Origin of the sequence: Chitinophaga polysaccharea (genome assembly GCF_902150045.1) — a bacterium.
Lineage (GTDB): Bacteria > Bacteroidota > Bacteroidia > Chitinophagales > Chitinophagaceae > Chitinophaga > Chitinophaga polysaccharea_A.
The window spans coordinates 1,052,566-1,072,875 of sequence record NZ_CABFVU010000003.1; the positions used below are offsets into that span (position 1 = coordinate 1,052,566).

Sequence of the window (20,310 nt, forward strand, 5' to 3'; positions counted from 1 at the left end):
GCAGGTTTACAAATATCCCGGTGAAAAATTATTTCTTCAGTGGTCCAAGGTGTTTATAAGTATTGATAAACAAACCAGTGGGCGTTGACTTCGTGTCAACAAAAGCAAGCTCCCGGGCGTCGATACTGTCGGATAACATGCGTTTACCTCGACCAAGTAAAACCGGGTAAGTAATGAGCACTACTTCATCTGCCAGGCCCTGGTCAAGGAGCAGGGATGTTAGCGTGGAGCTTCCCACAACGATCAGATCGGGACCATCCGTTGACTTGAGCTCGTGGACCGCCTTTACAATATCCCCGTTCAATCCCTTTACCGGTCCCCATTCCAGGCTGTCGGGCCGGTGGGTTACTATGTATTTATTTGCGGCGTTTATAGCATTTGCCATGGGGAAATTCCCTGCATTGGGCCAAAAGCTGCTAAATATATCGTAGGTATGGCGGCCAAGCAGCAGGTCGAAGTTGGGCCCGTATGCATTAAAGAGGAGCTCCGCACCAGCAGGACTACGATAGGGAGTGGTCCACGCGCCATAAGTATAATCACCGTCATGTTCTATTACGCCATCAAGCGAAATGTGCTCAAAAATTCTGATCTTTCTCATTTTGTTTTAATTTGTTTGATTACAGTTCAAATTTAGTGAGGATCAGGAATAGGCAGGAGGTACGATTGCGACAATATAGGGGTATTTTTAACCACTGATTTTACTTAACAGGGATAAGGTATAGCACATCTGTGTAAATATGGCATTTAAAATAATAAACAACACTATTATGCGTATAATTTTTCCAGCTATTCTATTTGGCTTATTTTTCCTCTCCACCTCGCATAGGTTGTATGCGCAACACAATGATGGAAAAAAAGTTAAGGAAGAACTGATCCGAATATTAGACAGAAACGTAAGATGTCCCATAGCATTAGCTGAAAAGAAAATATCCGCTGTTTTTTCTCTCCGTATTAATTTATCAGGGTCGAACAGAATAACCAGCATTGATGCCTCAAAGTTTTCCCCTAAAGAACTGATACCGCAACTTACTAATCCTGATATTTATAAAGAAATTAACTGGCAGGCAATTTTTGAAAAAAAGCAGAAGGAGGACACTCATTCATAATCCCCTTTGTTGTCTATAATCCATTGGAAAATATTGCTACTTTTTATGAGTATACTGTTGAAGACTTATTTGTTTATCCTGGTGAGAAGGCAGATTTTGTAAATGCGACTATAATGCAAACCTACGCCTTGAAGTACAGCGCAGGAATAAAGTGAGTAAGGAAGTAAGTGACTGATCGAAACAATGCTTTATAAGTAATAGCTACTACTTAACCATACAAAATCACTTGTACTGTGCGATCAAGTAGTAGCTATTACATTAAATATCAGTTGGTGTTGCCTAATAATAAATATTGCCTGTATAAATATTAGGCTCCACAATTATTGTATTGTCGTATCGATGAAGGTTCTTAAAAGTAAATAAGGATTTAAACTTTTTTGCGATATCTTCAAAATCCACTGTTAGTGGTTTTTCTGGTAATTCAACTCCATAGAAAACAGGTACTAAGAGGTAGATATTTCCTTTGATATTGTTTGCTGTAAATATAGCCTTCCAGTCAATTTTATTCTCTCTAATGGTTTTCCTTATTGTTCTTTCAACATCAGGCTCAACATCATCCGAAAATTTAACCTCTTTTACCATGCCTGCATTATTCAATACGATTCCAATATTAAAGAAATGTACTTGGCCAAAAGTTGCGCTGTCCATAGCGCTACTAGCGATTAATTCTAATGCAGATTTTATTTTTGGAGGAACAATGCAATTGCTTTGCGCCACTATCTTTCCGGAGAAAAACAAAAAAGCTATAAAAAGACCTAATAAGATGAATCGTCTCATAATTTTCATTTTTATTTACTACATTTAGTTCCTTTATTTCCATTTCTATACGCATCCATAATGACAACCATCGTGTTGCAACTTTTAGGAAAGGCCGTTTTAAAAGCCGATCCCCATATTGTTCCATCAAGCCCTTCATAGGCCAGTACATCGGCATCGTCCTTATTAATGCCAGGAAACATTTCTCTAAGACCCGCTGCTATCTCCTTCCGATATTTCTTAAACATTTCATTATGTTGTGCATTGCTGCCATCAATATTCTCATATGTAAGTATGCCATGTGCTATCTCATGAAGTAGTGTAGCGGCAATATATTCCTGGCTTGCGCATTCCAACAATGGATTATTGAGATATACATCTACTTTTAAAATTCCATTTACAAACCGATGATAGGTACTACCCGCGGCAAGTTCGTTAAATTTAGGATAATTAGCTGGCCAGGCATCACGATCATAGAAAGTTATATTGTATTTGTTACTGGGCCCAAAGGCTGGATCATCGTCATCAAGGCCTGCTGTTTTTTTCTTTGGCTTCGGCGGATCTATGGGATCATCCACCATCAAAGCCGGTGATTTGTATTTCAGGTTGCCAGTCACAAGCCCGTCTTTAAAACGTCTGCCCCTGAGAGGAACGTTGTCAAATGGATCAAAAATAATTATGTCACCGGTAAAATCGCCATTGGTCACAAATTGCCTCATGTCTTCATCTCCATACCTACCTTTCCCAGCCAGATATGCTTTGTCTGGTCTAATTTCCTGAATAGCTCCCAATACCACTCCATTGGAATCCTTCTAAAAAAGAAGATCTCTGTAACCTACCGGAAGATTATATCCAGTTATTGGCACTTTTAAGATACTGGACTTATCTGCGAACTTAAATACCGTAGCATCTTCCCACTTGGGAACTCCTGGATTACTGTGTTTATTAGATACTGCTTGCAAGCGTAAAGGCCCAATTGATAACCAGTTTTTAGCCTCATCTATTGAAATAGCAGAAGAAGAACTAACTGGTATATTAGTTGAGTCCTTTTGACAACTGCTGATTGTTAGGAATAGGAGAATTGCAGCCTCCACGAATGGTTTCCGTTGGTTAACAAATTTGAACATAGTATAAGTTAAGGGTTAATTTGTTCCGAGGCATAGTTATGGTACAATAATTAATTAGCAAGAATTATTCTACCAAAACACCAAAAAGCTCGACAACAATAAACTACAAATCACGGAAATATACGTTTTACCATCCAATTTGAAGAAAAACTCGGTATCTGGAGGAAAAGCTCCATTTGTTAGAATAAAGTATTGTTCTTATTCTCCCAACTGTATTATTAAATCGGAGTTACTACACTTTATAAGTTGACGATACTATCTAATGTTTTCGTCCTTTACCTTTCTTAGGTTGTTGGCTCTTTTGGGGCGTTATTTTCTTTAATTCGCGTACATCCAGGAGATCTACATCTCTTCCTGAAGCCATCTTATTCGCTAACAAATCCTGTCGCCCAATAAAACATACTTCCAGATCATCTTCAATCATCTTCTGGCGGTTTTCGTATGCCTCCGGGAACCTAACGCCATCAATACTATTCAACAAATCAATTCTTAAAGGAGGATAACCGATTTGGGTAATACAACCCTCTTGTAAAAAATCCGCTTTCTTAAATCCTAACGATGAGAAACCGAAATCCTTAATAACCTTAAGTAGGTTCGCCGCATTTCTCTCCGATATATTGATCCAGATATCCAGATCGCCGGTAAACCGTGGCCGGCCGTGAAATGCCATCGCATATCCACCAACCACCATGTACTCAACTTCATGTTTATTGAGTAACCTGATAAAATCCTCAAAATCTTTAGCTAATATCATCTGATCGTTTTATTTTATTAACAACGGTTTTATCCATTCGCTGGCCTTTTTTGAGCATTTGATTTACCAAAAATGTCACGGCCTCTACCCTCTTAGTTTCAGGCTGAGATAACCAATATTCCAGATCCCTGACACGATCATCCGACTCTTTCATTTTTACCCTACGTATAACAGGCACAATAGCTCTTAATGCTGAAGCCGGTGGTTTAGGTTTAGTAAGAATATCTTTCCGTTCTACACGAACTGAATCATTATCGTATGGTATTTTTTCTTTACTCAGGTAGTTATTAAGCGTATTATAATTGTATTGGGGATAACTAAGACAAAAGTTTTTGAGGTTAGAGAAAACCTCCACCTGTTGATGCTCCTTCCAATGCACAAGCACTATTCTTTTATTGCTGGGAATTTGATGTTTCATACCCAAAAATAACAAATATTATGGTTTTATTTGTCATTTACATTACAATTAATATATATAACACTTTCTTTGGAGAGATAGGTCACCCCACTAAACAACCAAAGCCCGCAACAATGCAGTGCGGGCTTTGTAATATTCCAATAAATCCTATGGTCAGCATCCAATATACTTCGGGGGGCAAAAATGGACGGAAGGCCGGCTATTCAATCGTGAAACTAACCAACAGGGAGAGATATTGATCTTCGATTGGTTTAAAGTAATAGCTCTCCTCCACCCTGATTTCCTGGGCAGTAAGATCCGTCACCAATAACACGGGCCCCAGCTTTTTATTGATGGCTTATGCAATGATGGCAGCTTTTTCCCTGCTATTAAGAAATGCTGTCTCGAATTGTTTTTCATCTTTCACAACAGGTTTAAACTTTACCCGTGTGCTTGTGATGGCGATAACGCTGCCATTGGCCAGCCTGGCAGCTTTCAACAGTTCATCACGGGAACGGGTCTGGAAAGTATATAAACTGCCTTCCCTGAAATATTGTAATGCCTGGTAACCCAATTTATCTTCTTTAAACTGGCTTTCATTCAAACCAGCTTCCTTTGCCTTTGTGAAAAAGCTCCTTTTCAGCTCTTCGAAAGATCTTTTGCTTTCTGATTCCCCATGCTCCACTGATATGGAAAAATCAATCAGGTAAGCTTCCACCTCGCGGTCTATTTTGGCGATGCCATTAACCTGGATGGAGTGGGTTTGTTGTTCCTGGGCATGGCTTCCCAATGCCGACACCAATATGATGCCGGCCAGTATTATTTTTTTCATCGCTTTAAAGTTGAGTGATAAAAGAAATGCTAGGCAATCGTAAAAAGGAAGGAGGCAACAATCATCCACGCGCCAACAATAATACCCAGTATACCTAACTTACCCTGTTTGGGTGCTAATTGTGCCCGCACGCGCACCGCCTTTTCCCTGGCCTTCTCATTGCCGGAGAGGAATAATTTATTGATGAGCGGGAACCCGAGCAGAAAACCCAGGCATGCTTCCACCAGGCTGCCTGCGGCTAATGTGGTCCACCATACAGGCGCTGAGGTAAGCCAGCCAATATTTAAAACGGCGGTTACAAGCCCCCATATACCCCAGAAACAGAAAATAATCCCGATCCATCCCTGGTAGGGCTCCACGCTTGCCAACAATTCCTTTGCGTTTGGCTTTTTAGATAAGATCAGGGAGGGAACAGCAATGATGCTCAGCAGGATTAATGTAATTCCGTAAATCATAATGTTGCATTTTTTAGTTATGGATTGTTCTGTTTTGTTATGCAACAAAGGTAGCCGGGTACGATGGGGGCTACAACATCGTATCCAGTGAAATTCAATACCCTGTTTTCAGGGGGTCAACTGAGCAGGCCTAGTTTTACAGCGTACCTGGTGAGGCCTGCCAGGTTGCGCACCTTTAATTTCAGGATAAGGGTTTTGCGGTAACTTTCAATAGTATGCTTGCTGAGAAAGAGTTTGTCGGCGATCTCCTGGGTGGTGTATTCTTCCGCAATCAGCTTCAGCACATCCTTTTCGCGGGAAGTGAGCATTTCAAGGGTTTCCTTTTCCTTATTGAAAACGCTTTTGAGATATTCCTGTTTCACGGCTTCTGAAAAGTATTTTCCTCCTTTGAGGATCGTTTTTACCGCTTCCATTAACTCGTCTGAATCTGCGTTTTTTGATAAAAAGCCGTCCACATTATTCTGGATCAGCGCATCGATCATATTGCTGTCGGTATGCATACTTACCACCAGGGTACTGATCTCCGGCCGTTTTTCCTTGATATAATTATTCAGGGTGATGCCGTCCATGTCAGGCATGCTGATATCGGTAATAACAAGATCTACCTGCTCATCCGGATGCTGATCAAGATAGTTCATGACCAGTTTGCCGTTATGGGCATAGTAGGGCACCTGGAGCTCCTGGTCTTGTGTGATCAATCGGATAAGGCCTTCCAGGAACAATTTATGATCGTCTGCAAGGATAATGTTATGCTTCATGGTATTCCTGGCTTAAAGGTATTTCAATGTCAATTACTGTGCCTTTAGAAGGGAAAGAATCGATGGTGCACACGCCGTCGAATAATTTCAGCCGCTCACGGATATTCTGAAAGCCGATGCCAAATTTAACTGTGTCCATGGAAAATCCCTGCCCATCATCTTCAAACTGCAACTTCAGCATATCATCCAGGCGGGTCAGTTGTATTTCAACTTTCGACGCCTTACTGTGTTTCTGGGCATTGGTGATCAGCTCCTGGATGATCTTATAGATCTCTACTTTCAGTGAAGTGTCAATACGGTCAACTTCTTCAGCCGGAAAAGCATGGAAAGTGATAATGGCATTACCGGGTACGTTGAATTGCCTGATATAACCTGAAATAAGCTCTGTAAAGCCCGTGTGGCTGAATTTCTGCGGAACAAGATCATGGGAAAGATCACGCACCTGGTGATAGGTATCATCTACCTGCCGGATAATGGTTCCCAACCCATTCACCCCGGTTTGATTGGAAAGCTGCAGTTTGATGGCGGCGAGATTGCCCCCGATGCTGTCGTGCAGTTCACCCGCAATCCGCTTCCGCTCCTTTTCCTGGCCGGTAACAGAGGCTTTAAGCAGCTCCAGTTCTTTATCTTTCAGCAGTGCAGTAATTTTTTGCCGGTTCATTTCCTCCATGGTGGTATTGAGCTTACTTTGAGCCTGCAGTTTCTGGTAATACATATACAGCAATCCTACAATGGGCAGCAGGATGATAAGGAAACCGACCAGCAGACTGTATTTTATCGTTTTCTGATGGTTTAACTGGTTCTCCTTATTCAATATTTCTTTCTCTTTCTGGGCCGTTTGGTATTTTATTTCCAGCTCGTTGATCTCCCTTTTATTCTGCCTGTTCAATACCTCCTGGTAAATGCCCATGTACTGGGTCATGAGCGCATAGGCGTTTTGATAATCGCCCGTTACGGCGTGCAGGTTACGAAGACTGTTCAGTACTTTCAGCTGTGCTTCCAGGTCGTTCCATTGAAGCGCGTTAGTGTATACCAGCGACAATAAGATCTTTGCATTATCATAATCCTTCCGGGCAATCAGCAGGTCGCCCATCCTCTTTCCTGCATTGATATACAGGTCAAAAAACTGGCGCTGTTCTGCATTGTTTTTTACCTCATTATAAATACTATATGCCTCGTCGGTTTGCCGGTTTAATTCCGCGATGATGCCGAGGGTGAGCTTCGCCTGCAGTTCTTTTTTCTCCTGGTGCTGCTGCCGGAAATAAGCCAGCGCTTTCTCCGTATACTGTTTCGCCTGGGACAGGTTTTTCTGTTCCAGGAAAATAATGCCCAGCCGCTCGTACACCAAATGTTCCAGCTGCGCATCCTGGCTGGTATTCAGCAGGTCTTTGTATGCAGCAATGGCTTTGTCATATTCGTTGCGGGCGGCGTATACATTGGCTATACCCATTTTGTTATCATTCACGGCGCTTTTGTTACCGAGAGATTCCGCGATACCGGCGCCCTGCAGGTAATAACGCAAGGCTTCGTCGTACAGCCCTTCATCATTGTAAGCGTTGGCCAGTGTAAGATAAAGGGAAACCTGGTAGGAATATTTGTCGGCAGATGAAAGATCACTTTGGTTAAGACTGCCGATAAGCTGTTGTGCATAAATGATCACGGAATCTGTAGTGCCATGGGCGGTATGGAAAGCCAAAAGCGGCTGTAGGGCCAGTATTTTCTCTTTGATACCGGTGGCGGAATGTATTTTCCGCAAAAGGGAATCGGGAGTTTTTACGGGCACTTTTCCGTAACCCGTGAAAGCGGTTCCGCTTTGAGCCAGGCAGGAACAGGAAACCGCCAGCAGACCGGCAAGAAGCAGGACTAACGTTTTATGCAGGCTGGTCCGGGTTAATATGGCAACTTCCATGATCAGGTAAAATATTTTTCAGGCATGAAAGATAATTAAAGATAACATCATTGCCAATGAAGGGATAACAGGCTATTGAAAAGATGCCTGAAGTTGAGTTGGCATTTGGGCTACTCTCTCAACCTGATATTTTGTTACAACTAAAGCAGATACGGTTAAGCCTTCCTGCTGTTCATTCCTCAATTTTGTAGCCACAAACAATTTATTCAATCAGGCATTTTTATGAAAAAACTAATCTTTATTCTAAGCACTGTCTTTTCTTCGTTCGCATATGGGCAGCAACAGCATGCCCATACCTATCTTTTTGTTCCCGGGGCATGGGATGGCGGCTGGGACTATGCAAAAGTGGATGCTATTCTAAGTGCGCATGGCAACACCGTTTACCGGCCCACACTTACGGGCCTTGGGGAAAGGGTACATCTTTCCAATCCTGGTATCAACCTCACCACCTACATCAATGATATCCTGAATGTGATCAGGTTCGAGGACCTGCATGATATCATCCTGGTAGGTCATAGTTATGGAGGCATGGTTATTTCAGGAGTGGCGGAACAGGCGCCGGACAGGATCAAACAACTGATCTACCTGGATGCGATGGTTCCCGACAACGGTGAAAGCGCAAAAGATGTTTGCGGCGACCTGTGGGAACCAATGACCAGGGGCAATATCAAAGACGGTATGTTGCTCTATCCTTTCGGCGTCACAAAGTCTGTTCCTCCTATGGATGTACCGCAGCCATTGAATACCTTTACCGAACCGCTACAGATCAGCAACCCCATGGCCAGGAAGATTCCGGCGGCATTTCTCCAGATGACAAAAGACGGCAAAGGAAGTCCGGGTCACGATAAAATGGGAATAGATAAGGCCAGGGCAAGGAAATGGAAGATCTACACGCTTGAAGGCGGCCACTATTCAATGCGTGAGCAACCGGAAAACCTGGCCAAAAAACTGGAAGAGATCGTGCATGAGTAACGGCACCGGGAAAAAGTACCCGCATGTGCTGCAGCAATCGTTAAACATTTATGAGTAATTTTAAGGTATGGCAAACAGGGTGATCCACCAGATAAAAACGATCAGTGAATACCATAAGGTAATGGGACTTCCCAAGCCGGAACATCCGCTGATCAGTGTTATCGACTACAGCTCCATACAGCTGCCCTGCAAGGCCAGCATGGGTTTTATGTTCGACTTTTATTCTATCCTTATCGACAGGAATTTTAAGGGCAATATGAAATACGGGCAGCAGTCGGGAGATTTCGAGGAAGGTGTCATATTCTTTATGGCGCCGGGGCAGGTGTTTGAAGTGGAACCTGAAGAAGCCGCTACCCCAAACCGATCTGGCTGGGTACTGCTCATCCATCCCGATTTTCTCTGGAAAACCCCGCTTGCAAAGAAAATCAGGCAATACGATTATTTTGGATATTCCGTCAATGAGGCGCTTTTCCTCTCTGATAAGGAGGAAAAGGCTATCCTTGCCATCATGGAAAACATGATGCAGGAATACCGGAATAACATCGACAAATTCAGTGATCCCGTGATCATTGCGCAGCTGGAATTGCTTCTCACCTATGCCGACAGGTTTTACCAACGACAGTTCATTACCCGCAAAAGATCGGGGCATTCGATCCTTGACCGCCTGGAAGCCTTGCTGGATAACTATTTAAAGAGTGAGATGCTATCCGTGGAAGGGATGCCGACCGTTAAGGAGATAGCCTCCTCTTTAAATGTTTCCCCGGGCTACCTGAGCGGCTTACTGAGATCACTGACCGGGAAGAGCACCCAACATTACCTCCAGGACAGGCTGATTGAACATGCAAAAACGCAATTATCCACAACACATCAATCCGTGAGTGAAATTGCCTATGGCCTGGGCTTTGAGCACCCGCAGTCGTTCAGCAGGCTGTTCAAGGCAAAGACCAACCTGTCGCCTTTAGAGTTCAGGGAAAAGTTCAATTGAAGCCCCGGCTGCGTTGCTAATAAAATATATGCTTACCTGTTACTTACTGAAGAAGCGGTTGGCAAAGCGGATATATTGATCCCAGTCGTAGGACGTTATGGCATGTACGCCTTTTCGGATATGATACCCGATCGCGCCATCGCCAACCGGTTGGTTGATATCCGGTGGATCAGGCGTGTTTAATCCTTTCAACCCATACAATGCATATACCGGGGTGGCATACCATCCGGATAAGTATTCTCCCAAAGGATCCGCCCACTGATCTTCCGAGGCACTGGCTATATATACCGGCCTCGGCGCAATCAATGCAATTAATTCGTGGAAATCCACAGGTAGTTCATCTTCTTTATCATTATACTTTTTAAAATTCCCGCAAAACCAGTGAGGGAATGCCTTATTCATTACGGCAATGGTTTCGCCGTACTTCCTTCTCGTAATGGCGGCGCCTCCTTCTCCTGAATTATTGGAGATCACCAAAGCAAACCGTTTGTCCTGCGCCCCGGCCCAAAGTGCTGTTTTACCCAAACGGGAATGCCCCATCACTGTCACCTTTTTTGAATCAATATCCTTGTCTGTTTCCATGTAATCGAGCGCCCGGCTTAAGCCCCAGGCCCATACACCTATGGCGCCCCATTCATCTGCGGTAGGTTCTTTCTGCCCTTTCCTGTAAAACAATGGAGCCACACCTGCATTCACGCTATTTGCACTGTCTGGCTGAAGATCGCCATAGTACACCGTAGCCAGCCCATAGCCAGCCGCGATGATCTTTTCAACGCACCAGTCGTTGCTTTGTGTACCGCGTGAAGCTGCTGTTGCAAAATGATTTTTATAGGCAGGCTCTGGGGCGTATTTAACCCACCGTTCTGAAATAAGTATTCCCGTATCGGCATTAACAGACTGGTTACCCCCAAAGTTCAATCCCAGGAACATGGGCACAGGCTTGTTTTTACTATTAGGCAGGTAGAGTAAAATATCCATGTAATATTTATCATCCCCCGAAAAATATACCCGCACCTGTTTCCGGGTAGCCGTTCCGTTTAATGCATTGCGGCTAACTGATAAGGGTACATACCTCAATGGGATGTTCTTTACAGGGGTTTTGCCCTGAACATTCTTTTCAAATAATGCTGTTATTTCGGGGCGGCGGGTTTTCTCCCAACCTGCCACCGTATTTATTACTTTACCTGATTGCGTACGCATCACATCCGGCAGGTGGTAACCGACCGCTGCCTCATTTGACTGTTGCGCAAAGCAGGCAGGAAGGATTGCCAGTTGCAAAAGAAAGCTTAGTATAATTTTTTGCTTCATGTTGTACAGATTACCGGGGTAAGATAATAATAAACAGACATTAGCATAGAAAGCAGGTTTATACCATAAAAGCACCTTACCGGCAACTTCCCCACTAATGGCTATAATTGTGTGTTACTTCAATTTAGACAGAAATGATTGTACAACTATCCTGCACTGTCATGTATTTAATAAGCATCTGTCCAGGGTCATAGAAGGCTTTTTATGGAAGAACCACTTTTTCCCTGCCGGTATATTTGGGTTTGTAAACCTAACGTCTTAAATTAAGTGCTGTAAACAGTGATCATTCTTGTTTTAGCCCTGTTATTATCAGTGATGTCCTTATACGTTCATGCCACAAAATCAAGCATTTTTTATGGAAAAGATCCTGCTGTCCGCAACTTTTGCACTTGTATTAGCCGCCTTATATGGCTGTAACGGATCCGGGAAAAAAGCGGCTCACCCCCCGTTGGATTCGCTGGAGATGACGAACAATACCCCGCCCGATTCCCTGCCCCTTCCAGGCGCCACACCATCGGTCACCAATTTCAGTAATGTAATAGGATGGGACGGCGATGCCAGGCCCATTGCCCCGCCGGGTTTTGTGGTGACCAAATTTGCGGATGGCCTGAAAAATCCCCGCTGGATCTTTGTGGCGCCCAATGGCGATGTTTTTGTGTCGGAAGCCCATGCCATCAAACGGTTTACCCAGGAGCTGATCAACGCGGTAAGCGGCAAGGCAAAATCGGAGAATAACAGCATCACTGCCAACCGGATCACCATGTTCCGTGATACCAATAACGACGGGCATCCCGACGAGCGCTATACGTTTATGAAAAACCTGAACCAGCCCATGGGGATGCTGGTGCTGAACGATAAATTTTATGTAGCCAATACCGACGGGCTGATGCAATATCCCTATCAGCCTGGCATGACCAGTATCAAGGCGGAAGGAAAAAAGATCCTGCCATTACCTGCCGGCGGATATAATAACCATTGGGCCAGGAATATAATTGCCAGTGAAGATGGAACCAAGTTATATGTTTCCGTTGGCTCAGGCACCAATGCAGCCGAGCATGGTATGGAAAATGAAAAGAACCGGGCGGCCATTTTAGAAGTGAACCCCGACGGCAGTAACATGCGGATATATGCCAGCGGATTGCGTAACCCCGTGGGTATGGACTGGGCTACGGGCACGCATACACTTTGGACAGTAGTAAATGAACGGGACCAGCTGGGCGACGACCTGGTACCGGATTATTTTACCAGCGTAAAAGACGGCGGTTTTTATGGCTGGCCCTATTCTTATTTCGGCCAACATGAAGACCCGGCTTTCAAAGGCCAGGCAACAGAGCTGGTAAAAACCGCCATAGTGCCGGATCTGCCTTTGATAGCCCATACGGCTTCGCTGGGCCTTGTTTTTTACAAAGGCAATATGTTCCCTGAAAAATACAGGAACGGCGCCTTTATAGGACAACATGGATCATGGAACCGCACCCACCTGGCAGGTTATAAGGTCATTTACATACCTTTTAAAGATGGCAAACCTGCCGGGGAAGCGGAAGATTTCCTGACCGGGTTTATCGCGGATGAAGGTAAGAGCGAGGTACATGGCAGGCCGGTAGGTGTATCGGTTGCAAAAGACGGCGCATTGCTGGTAGCAGATGATGCGGGCAACAGCATCTGGAGGATAAGTGTTAAAAAATAAATTAGCCTCCAACCAGGCATCATTTATATAAAAAACTGTTAAAATCACAGTCTCTTATTTACCGGACAGTTGAATGGGTTATTTTTATTCAAATATCTCCACAATGAAATATCTCCCGGTTGTACTGCTTATAGGTATATTAACCTTATCGTTGGCCTGTAAAAAAGAAGATGCATTAAAGGGAATAGATAAGACCGCGTTATTTGCGGCACCAACAACAACGGAAATCAACGCGGTGCAGCAGTTATGGTCAGCGCGCAATCTGACCCCTTTAAACATAACGACCGAAGAAACACATGTCATCAATGCAAAATTATCACTGCATATTATTTCCTTTGAATTATCCGGCTCAAAGGAGTATGCAGCAGTACTGGTTCCGGTGACGGATCACCCGCTGCCGGTAATGTTTTATGTGGGGGGATACGGAACGGAAAAGGAACCGGTAAATTCGATAAAAATAGGATTGACGGATGATCAATTACCGGTAATCTACGTGGTGCCATCCCTTAGGGGTCAGTACGTCAGCGTGGAAATAAATAATGTGGTCTATAAATCACCCTTGTCGCAGGGGTCACGCTTCGATGCGTTTGATGGGGCAACCGATGATGTGATCGCCACGTTAACGGCTGTTGGCAATGTATTTCCACTGGCAGACACGGGAAGGGCCATGATCCGGGGTGGCAGCCGCGGAGGTACAGTAGCACTCCTGGCCGGGGAGCGCGACGGACGTTTTAAACGGGTGGCGCCTGTTGCATTTAATGTTGATTTTATCGGGCTAACGGCACAGTTATATAATGACCGGACCTACAAAGAACAGTTTTTAACCGGCCTGGTTAATGGCACTATGACCATAGCGGAGACGCGGCAATTAATGATCGCCTCCTCTCCTCTTTACTTTTGCAGCCGCTTACCGAAAACACAACTGCATTGCGGGGAAAAGGACCGCATCACGCCAGCTTCACAGGGAGAATTATTATTTAACCGCATGAAAGATCTTGGGCTGGAAGACAAAGTGAAATTATTTATCTACCCTAATCGTACACACGATGATATTACTACCAATAATACTGAACTGCAAACAAGGATCAATCAATTTTTCGGTGAGCTATGGTAATGGGTGGATGATGCGGGTTTTACACTATCTGGCATAACTTACCCTATTTGAATCACTCTCTTTGGGCATTGGAGCCACTTCATATTTTAAATTCCATTCTTTTATGCTTTCTAAAATTGGTAAAAAGGCCAGGCCTTTTGCAGACAGCTTATACTCTACTCTTGGCGGTATTTCCTTATAGGCCAGTCTTTCCAGTAGTCCATCTTCCTCCAGCTCTTTTAGTTGCTCAGTCAGTACTTTCCTCGAAATGATTGGTATTATGGAGTCCAGCTGACCAAAACGAATGGTACGGGCGCCAATAACATCTATTATTATTGGTTTCCATTTATTACCAATGGTGCCAATAGCCCTTGTAAACGGGCAATGCGAATTGCAAAATCTGTCGTCTCTCATACTTTTAAAATTTGTAGTTACCCAATAGTAACTAGTATATACCATAATGGTTACTAAGATAAACTATTGATGGTACCTTTACGAAACAAATTTAAAAACAGATCAAAAAATGAGTAAACTAAAGAATAAAGTAGCAGTTATTACGGGTGGTAATAGTGGCATCGGGTTTGGCATTGCCCAGGAATTTAAAAATGAAGGCGCTGTAGGAGCCATTGTTGGCAGAACCCAGGAAACTTTAGATAATTCTGTGGCTGAACTTGGTAGTAATTTTATTGCCATAAATGCCGATGTAACCAACCTTGCCGACCTGGAAAGAGTGTTTAAGGAAACATCTGAAAAATTTGGTAAAATAGACGTGATCGTAGCCAATGCAGGTGGCGCAGCTACAGGAGCAACATTGGGTTCTGTGGCTGATATTGGCGAAGCTGACTATGACAAGACAATGGACTTAAACGTGAAAAGTGTTTACTTCACTGTCCATAAAGCACTGCCTTATATGAATGATGGTGGTTCTATTATCCTTATCGGGTCAAATGCAGGGCATCGGGCATATGCTTCATTTTCACTTTATGGTGCTGCCAAAGCAGCTGTTATTCACTTCGCAAAAGGATTTTCAAACGACCTTTTAGACAGAAAGATCAGAGCAAATGTAATATCACCGGGTACAACAGATACACCGGTATTTAGCAAGTTTGTTCCTGCCGAACAACTGGAAGCGGTAAAAAAATACTGGGCAGATGTAATGCCGGTAGGCAGAATCGGGCAACCGTCTGATATTGGCAAAACAGCGGTTTTCCTGGCTTCTGATGAATCATCTTTTATGCTTGGTGCTGAGCTCCTTGTTGATGGTGGCCTGACCTATCTGGCGCCGGCTAAATAAATACCTGATCCGAACCCGGCGTGGGTTTGTACCCGTGCCATTAAATAATTTCCAAAATGAGCAAATCAGAAAACAAAATAGCGAGCTACGCAATTATCGGTTTTGGTAATATCGGCCAGGCCCTGGCCAGGGCATTTGCCCGCAAAGGCCTCGAAGTATCCGTTGCAACCACCCGCGAGCCGGAGAGCTTTGCATCCGCCGCAGCTGCGATAGGCCCTACCATCATTCCCAAAAAACTGGCGGAAGCGGTCAGGGCGGACATCATCTTTTTGGCTGTCCGTTTTGGGTCGCATCCGGATGTAGCAAAGGCACTACCCAGCTGGCAAGGGAAAACCATCATTGATGTGACCAATGCATACGGCGTGCCCCCTGAAGAGTTAGGAGGACAGTCTTCCTCCAGGGTCGTTGCACAGGCCTTCACCGGCGGCAAACTGGTTAAAGGTTTCAACCATTTGGCCGCTGCCGTCCTTGATCAGGATCCACCCGGGCACGGGGGTAAGAGAGTCGTGTTCCTGGCCAGCGACGATGACGGCGCAGCAACGGAAATTAGTGCGCTTGCGGAAAATCTCGGTTTTTCACCAATCAAACTGGGCGGGCTTTCGGAAGGTGGACTGCTTGTGCAGGCCCGCGGAAATAGCTGGGGTCAGTTGATCTTTAAGGACCTGATCAGGTTCAACTAATGAATCTCTTTCCGCTTGAGCACCTTATGATGTTTTTATATTCTTCTCTGCACAAAGCTACCAGGAGTAACTTTATTAATCCCGCTTTGTCGTTCAATCATTAAAAAAGAAATAATGGATAAATTAAAAAATAAAGTAGCAATAGTTACAGGTGCATCAAAAGGAATTGGTGCAGGAATTGCGAAAGCATTTGCCCAGGAGGGTGCAAAGGTTGTTGTAAATTATGCTTCAAGTAAAGACGAAGCAGAAAAAGTAGTAAAATCCATAACCGATAACGGAGGCACAGCAATTTCAGTGCAGGGCGATGTATCAAAAGAAGCTGATGTGATCAGGCTGTTTGAAGAAACAAAGAACGCTTTCGGCACGTTGGATATTTTGGTAAACAACGCAGCATTTCAAGGATACACACCTATTGAACAAGTAACAGCAGCAGCTTTTCATCAGCATTTCAACGTCAATGTTCTGGGGGCTATACTTGCTATCCAATCATCTCTGAAACTGTTTAGCGATAAAGGTGGCAATATCATCAATATCAGTTCGGGGGCAAGCAAAATGCCTCTTCCCTCAGCCTCGTTATATTCTTCAACCAAAGCGGCGTTAGATGCTATAACGATCTCTTTATCGAAAGAATTAGGTGCAAAAAACATTCGTATCAATTCCATTTTGCCGGGCGCTACGGAAACAGAAGGCGCACGTAGTGCGGGTGTTACCACCGGCAGTGAATATGAAAAAATGTTCATTGCCAATACACCGCTCGGTCGGAGAGGCCGGCCCGAAGATATTGCAAAAGCCACTGTATTTCTTGCTTCCGACGACGCAGCCTGGATTACCGGAGAACAAATCTCCGTTTCAGGTGGCATGTATGGCTTCTAAATTCACAAAGATAATGGAACAGAATTACTGGTTGACGTAGTTTCACCAATTGCGCACTAAGATAACTGTTTCAAGAGTATAAGTTTTCTTTCAAATCCCTGTTTCTTCCGGAAGCAGGGATTCTTTGTTGCTTCAAATAACTTTATCAAAAGGAAAATTGAAGGTGACACGCAAGCAACAGATCTATATCAAGGCATAATCCTCATAAAATAAAACAGTTATATTTTGCCCGGTACTGTTTGAAATACTAAAACCTGTACTATCATAAAGTATACCTACACCATTAGGAGAAGCTGTAGTTCCCACAAAAAAATTAGCTGATCCGCTCATTTTTGTCACTTTGCCTATTCCAAAAATAGCCGCCGTCCCCCATTCATTAATTGTATTGGAGGCATTGGAAGCAATAACCTGAATAAAGCTCAATGCTCTACTTACAGATATTGAATTCAAACGATAGGAGCTCCCTGTTCCAAGAAGTATTGATTTGGCATTTTTCTTTTACCCCAAATAAATTGGTATATTTTCCTGTACATCCATAAGAGGAAAAATGTACTCAGCAGTTACAGGGAAATTAGTACCCTTATAGTATATAACCTCTGCAGATCGAACTACCATATTCGCGATAATAGCCGTCGCCTGCTGTTGTGGTATCACAGTTCTTTATCGTTACTCTGTCTATCATAGTATTACCACCGTGTAAGTATAGCGCATAATTATTGGCATTAATACTTTGTTCTACTCTTATATTTTCAAATGAAACATTAGATGCAGATATCGTGGCACTTGAATTCAGTGATCTATCCCATAAGATGCCATGTGATCCGCCGGCATACTCATGTGTGCCATCAAACACAACATTTGAAAGGGAGGTACCAGGCCGTATGTAAACACAAGGTCTTCTTTGAGCACCATTAGAGACCAGATATAAATCACGAAAAGTCGTAACGTCTATGTCGCCTCCGCCATTTGTTGTTGTACCGGCAATATCAGATCCTAAAACCAACGGAAAATCAGCCCAGCTTTGTATTTCTCTGAATGTAGACGCCTCGCAGCCATTGATATCAATTCCTATACAAGTTCCGTTTTGATTTGTAAACCCGGGCAATACATGGATGTCGTGCATTAAAAATTTGGTTACCCTTTTTCTTGTGCTATCAGAATTGCCCAAAACCTGAACTGCAGTTAATTTCTTGCTAATACTGTCGGAAGTGGCCGTAATAGAAAAACCACAAAATTTATTGGCAACTAATTTTCCGGTACTATCATCCAGAGGCTTGAACAAAAAGCAAGGCTTATTGTCGGAGTTGGGAACAAAGTAAATTATTGTCGAATCAGAGCCATTTCCAACAAAAGAAAAACCCGGTACATTAACTTCAATCGTTTCACTAATCAAATAATTACCAGGATGGAACGAAAACAGTTCTTGAGCGTGCTATAGACTTTTTAAATCCAGCAGTATCCAATACACTGCTTTTCCCTGTTGCCCCAAACCATCTTACACTGATTGGCTCTGAATACAGCCTGATCCATCTACCGGTTGGCAAAGAACCTTTAAACACCAGACCTCCATCAAGACTGGCTGAACTACTGTTATCCCAGTAAAATTGTCAGCCGCCGCCGTCACCAATATCATTATAGCCTAGCACAGTACAAATGTACTCCCTGCTGAGCGCCGGAAACTGTCATTAAATCCAAAATTAGTTGAACGACCATAGTGTTTTTTTAGGTTAACAAATATTCTGTAATGTATACTTTCGATGCGCATTCTATTTGCGTCAACGCAAAGCGGGTAGGTAAGCATATTTTTTATGCTTATGAAAATTAAAACTATCGGAAAAAGGATTAAAAACTGGAATGCGGGGGCTCCTCATAATATCGGGTTATCTGTCTAATGCTTCTTTGCCAGCTGTAATGCCTGCGTCGTGGTGTAATACTTCGCTAACATATTGGGCACTTCCCATGCCGGCATACTCCCGGAGTTTACGTATAACAGGTACTTTTGCATGACACTGGCAAATGAGGCCTCATGTCCCTTTTTATAGGTGGCTGGAATAACCACTTCCCAGGCCTTTCCGCTTGCTTTTAAGGAAATCCCCGGGCAGGTGGCGGCAAGTACCCCGATACCCTGCTGTAAAGCTTCCGTACCGGCCGTTTTAAGCTCAATGTATAATGCTCCATCACGAATCACTATATCAGCCCCGGTGCCCCTGATCAACGAATAATGCGTATCACCTCTCCCTTCAGGGGCCTGGTACTTCCAGCTGACAGCCACCCGGGCGTGCACCTCTTTAATCCGGTAATCAAACGCCCCATTGGCATATACCTGCAATACACTGTCTTCATTTACATCCTTTAGTAAATAATCCGGGAAACGATCCTCGTTGGTAATCTCGTGAAACTGCGAAAAGGTCATGGCAGTAGGCCATCTCCGGGCGGAATCGATCAGGATGTCCACTTCGTAATGAATGACCTGATCCGGGAAACAAGTCCATTGAATAAGGTCCACCAAATGGGTGGTCACGTCTACGATCCCCTCTCCCTGCTGCGTTACATCCATATACCAGGCGGGCCTTATAAGCACATTGCCCGCCACCTTCTTTTTAAAATGATGTACGCTTTCTTTGATAATAGCAGGCGCTGCAGGAGTTCCTTTTTCCAGTTTCCCAAATACAGATGGCATTTGCACAAGCTCCCGCTGCAGAATAGAGGTGATCTCATAGCGCTCGGTCATCATATCATATAGCTGTACATGATGTTGCGCTGCTTCATTAAATGCTGCTTTGAGCGAGTCAAAGCCTGCTGCGTCAATGGCCATAGGTTTATCACTCAGCACATGCATCCCCGCATGTACGCACCTGCGGATATAGGTTGATTTCAAACGGTTGTTACCGGCAATCACCACGATATTTTCCGCTGGCTGCGCCAGCAATTGTTGCAGATAATCAGGCCCTGTATACACTTCCTGTACCCAGTGTGTCGGCGAATCTTTTCGTTCATTAAAGGCCAGTACTGCTTTCCTGTACCGCTCTACCTCCGCTCCTTCCGGTGCAAAAACTTTCAGGAGGCTGTCAATTCCCGGATACATTTCCTGCTGTACCAGGGACGCATGAAAATGTCCTGGATCAAGTGCAATAAGTTTCACAGTAGTTGTTTTCTATGTTTCGCAGGCCATTAGCAGCACTGCCAGCGCCAGAAAGATAATACGTTGTTGCATGATATTTAAATTCAATTACTTATTTTTTTCTTCCGGCACTTCATATAACTGCACCCGGGGTTTTAATAGTACCCGTGAAGAAATCCCAATCCTCCATCTCCTGATGAGAT

General features: G+C 43.9%; 22 protein-coding genes. 8 read left to right on the forward strand and 14 right to left on the reverse strand.

Features of this window, described 5'->3' with window-relative positions:
* Positions 1–28 precede the first annotated feature (28 nt).
* Positions 29–598 carry a dihydrofolate reductase family protein gene (locus tag FN124_RS24660; RefSeq protein ID WP_142687429.1) on the reverse strand — a complete coding sequence of 190 codons (570 nt, stop codon included), beginning with the start codon at positions 596–598 and terminating at the stop codon, positions 29–31.
* 169 nt (positions 599–767) lie between these two features.
* Between FN124_RS24660 and FN124_RS24665 the strand changes: the two genes are divergently transcribed.
* Positions 768–1,106 (forward strand): hypothetical protein, encoded by a 339-nt coding sequence (locus FN124_RS24665; protein ID WP_142687430.1) that lies wholly within the window; start codon positions 768–770, stop codon positions 1,104–1,106.
* A 279-nt stretch (positions 1,107–1,385) separates the two neighbouring features.
* Here FN124_RS24665 and FN124_RS24670 read toward each other — a convergent pair whose 3' ends face one another.
* From FN124_RS24670 to FN124_RS24705, 8 genes are all read right to left on the reverse strand, one after another.
* Positions 1,386–1,883, reverse strand: a complete 498-nt coding sequence (locus FN124_RS24670; protein WP_142687431.1) for a hypothetical protein — start codon at positions 1,881–1,883, stop codon at positions 1,386–1,388.
* Between the two features lie 11 nt (positions 1,884–1,894).
* Positions 1,895–2,653, reverse strand: coding sequence for a SprT-like domain-containing protein (locus tag FN124_RS24675; protein ID WP_142687432.1), 759 nt, complete (start codon positions 2,651–2,653; stop codon positions 1,895–1,897).
* Between the two features lie 595 nt (positions 2,654–3,248).
* On the reverse strand, positions 3,249–3,743 hold the full coding sequence (locus tag FN124_RS24680; RefSeq protein WP_142687433.1) for a nucleotidyltransferase: 495 nt from the start codon (positions 3,741–3,743) through the stop codon (positions 3,249–3,251).
* Entirely contained in the window at positions 3,730–4,161 is a 432-nt protein-coding gene (locus tag FN124_RS24685; protein WP_142687434.1) for a hypothetical protein, read from the reverse strand. Before FN124_RS24685 ends, FN124_RS24680 begins: the two co-directional genes overlap by 14 nt.
* A 337-nt stretch (positions 4,162–4,498) precedes the next feature.
* Positions 4,499–4,972 carry a hypothetical protein gene (locus FN124_RS24690; RefSeq protein WP_142687435.1) on the reverse strand — a complete coding sequence of 158 codons (474 nt, stop codon included), beginning with the start codon at positions 4,970–4,972 and terminating at the stop codon, positions 4,499–4,501.
* Positions 4,973–5,001: 29 nt separating this feature from the next.
* Entirely contained in the window at positions 5,002–5,427 is a 426-nt protein-coding gene (locus tag FN124_RS24695; RefSeq protein WP_142687436.1) for a hypothetical protein, read from the reverse strand.
* A 116-nt stretch (positions 5,428–5,543) separates the two neighbouring features.
* Entirely contained in the window at positions 5,544–6,185 is a 642-nt protein-coding gene (locus FN124_RS24700) for a response regulator (protein WP_142687437.1), read from the reverse strand.
* Entirely contained in the window at positions 6,175–8,094 is a 1,920-nt protein-coding gene (locus FN124_RS24705) for a tetratricopeptide repeat-containing sensor histidine kinase (protein WP_142687438.1), read from the reverse strand. Before FN124_RS24705 ends, FN124_RS24700 begins: the two co-directional genes overlap by 11 nt.
* A 222-nt stretch (positions 8,095–8,316) precedes the next feature.
* Between FN124_RS24705 and FN124_RS24710 the strand changes: the two genes are divergently transcribed.
* Positions 8,317–9,066: an alpha/beta fold hydrolase gene (locus FN124_RS24710; protein ID WP_142687439.1), complete on the forward strand. Its 750-nt coding sequence runs from the start codon at positions 8,317–8,319 to the stop codon at positions 9,064–9,066.
* Between the two features lie 67 nt (positions 9,067–9,133).
* Positions 9,134–10,051, forward strand: a complete 918-nt coding sequence (locus FN124_RS24715) for a helix-turn-helix domain-containing protein (RefSeq protein WP_142687440.1) — start codon at positions 9,134–9,136, stop codon at positions 10,049–10,051.
* A 39-nt stretch (positions 10,052–10,090) separates the two neighbouring features.
* Here FN124_RS24715 and FN124_RS24720 read toward each other — a convergent pair whose 3' ends face one another.
* A complete protein-coding gene (locus FN124_RS24720; RefSeq protein WP_142687441.1) occupies positions 10,091–11,359 on the reverse strand; it encodes a glucuronyl esterase domain-containing protein in 1,269 nt (422 codons plus the stop codon).
* Between the two features lie 355 nt (positions 11,360–11,714).
* Here FN124_RS24720 and FN124_RS24725 point away from each other — a divergent pair, with 355 nt between their 5' ends.
* Together FN124_RS24725 and FN124_RS24730 are read left to right on the forward strand one after the other, a co-directional pair.
* Positions 11,715–13,046 carry a PQQ-dependent sugar dehydrogenase gene (locus tag FN124_RS24725; protein WP_142687442.1) on the forward strand — a complete coding sequence of 444 codons (1,332 nt, stop codon included), beginning with the start codon at positions 11,715–11,717 and terminating at the stop codon, positions 13,044–13,046.
* 103 nt (positions 13,047–13,149) lie between these two features.
* Positions 13,150–14,160 (forward strand): alpha/beta hydrolase family protein, encoded by a 1,011-nt coding sequence (locus tag FN124_RS24730; protein ID WP_185937360.1) that lies wholly within the window; start codon positions 13,150–13,152, stop codon positions 14,158–14,160.
* Between the two features lie 24 nt (positions 14,161–14,184).
* Here FN124_RS24730 and FN124_RS24735 read toward each other — a convergent pair whose 3' ends face one another.
* On the reverse strand, positions 14,185–14,553 hold the full coding sequence (locus FN124_RS24735) for a winged helix-turn-helix transcriptional regulator (protein ID WP_142687444.1): 369 nt from the start codon (positions 14,551–14,553) through the stop codon (positions 14,185–14,187).
* 109 nt (positions 14,554–14,662) lie between these two features.
* Between FN124_RS24735 and FN124_RS24740 the strand changes: the two genes are divergently transcribed.
* From FN124_RS24740 to FN124_RS24750, 3 genes are all read left to right on the forward strand, one after another.
* The gene (locus FN124_RS24740; RefSeq protein WP_142687445.1) at positions 14,663–15,433 is read left to right on the forward strand and encodes an SDR family NAD(P)-dependent oxidoreductase; all 771 of its coding nucleotides are present in this window, start codon (positions 14,663–14,665) and stop codon (positions 15,431–15,433) included.
* Positions 15,434–15,489: 56 nt separating this feature from the next.
* The gene (locus FN124_RS24745) at positions 15,490–16,113 is read left to right on the forward strand and encodes an NADPH-dependent F420 reductase (protein WP_142687446.1); all 624 of its coding nucleotides are present in this window, start codon (positions 15,490–15,492) and stop codon (positions 16,111–16,113) included.
* A gap of 114 nt (positions 16,114–16,227) precedes the next feature.
* A complete protein-coding gene (locus FN124_RS24750; protein ID WP_142687447.1) occupies positions 16,228–16,986 on the forward strand; it encodes an SDR family NAD(P)-dependent oxidoreductase in 759 nt (252 codons plus the stop codon).
* A 183-nt stretch (positions 16,987–17,169) separates the two neighbouring features.
* Here the strand turns inward: FN124_RS24750 and FN124_RS24755 are convergent, their stop codons facing one another.
* The 3 genes from FN124_RS24755 to FN124_RS24765 all read right to left on the reverse strand — a co-directional run bounded on the left by FN124_RS24755 (position 17,170) and on the right by FN124_RS24765 (position 20,128).
* Positions 17,170–17,409, reverse strand: a complete 240-nt coding sequence (locus tag FN124_RS24755) for a hypothetical protein (RefSeq protein WP_142687448.1) — start codon at positions 17,407–17,409, stop codon at positions 17,170–17,172.
* 157 nt (positions 17,410–17,566) lie between these two features.
* Positions 17,567–18,379, reverse strand: a complete 813-nt coding sequence (locus FN124_RS24760) for a hypothetical protein (RefSeq protein ID WP_142687449.1) — start codon at positions 18,377–18,379, stop codon at positions 17,567–17,569.
* A gap of 495 nt (positions 18,380–18,874) precedes the next feature.
* Positions 18,875–20,128: a putative oxidoreductase C-terminal domain-containing protein gene (locus FN124_RS24765; protein ID WP_260607571.1), complete on the reverse strand. Its 1,254-nt coding sequence runs from the start codon at positions 20,126–20,128 to the stop codon at positions 18,875–18,877.
* Positions 20,129–20,310: the final 182 nt, after the last annotated feature.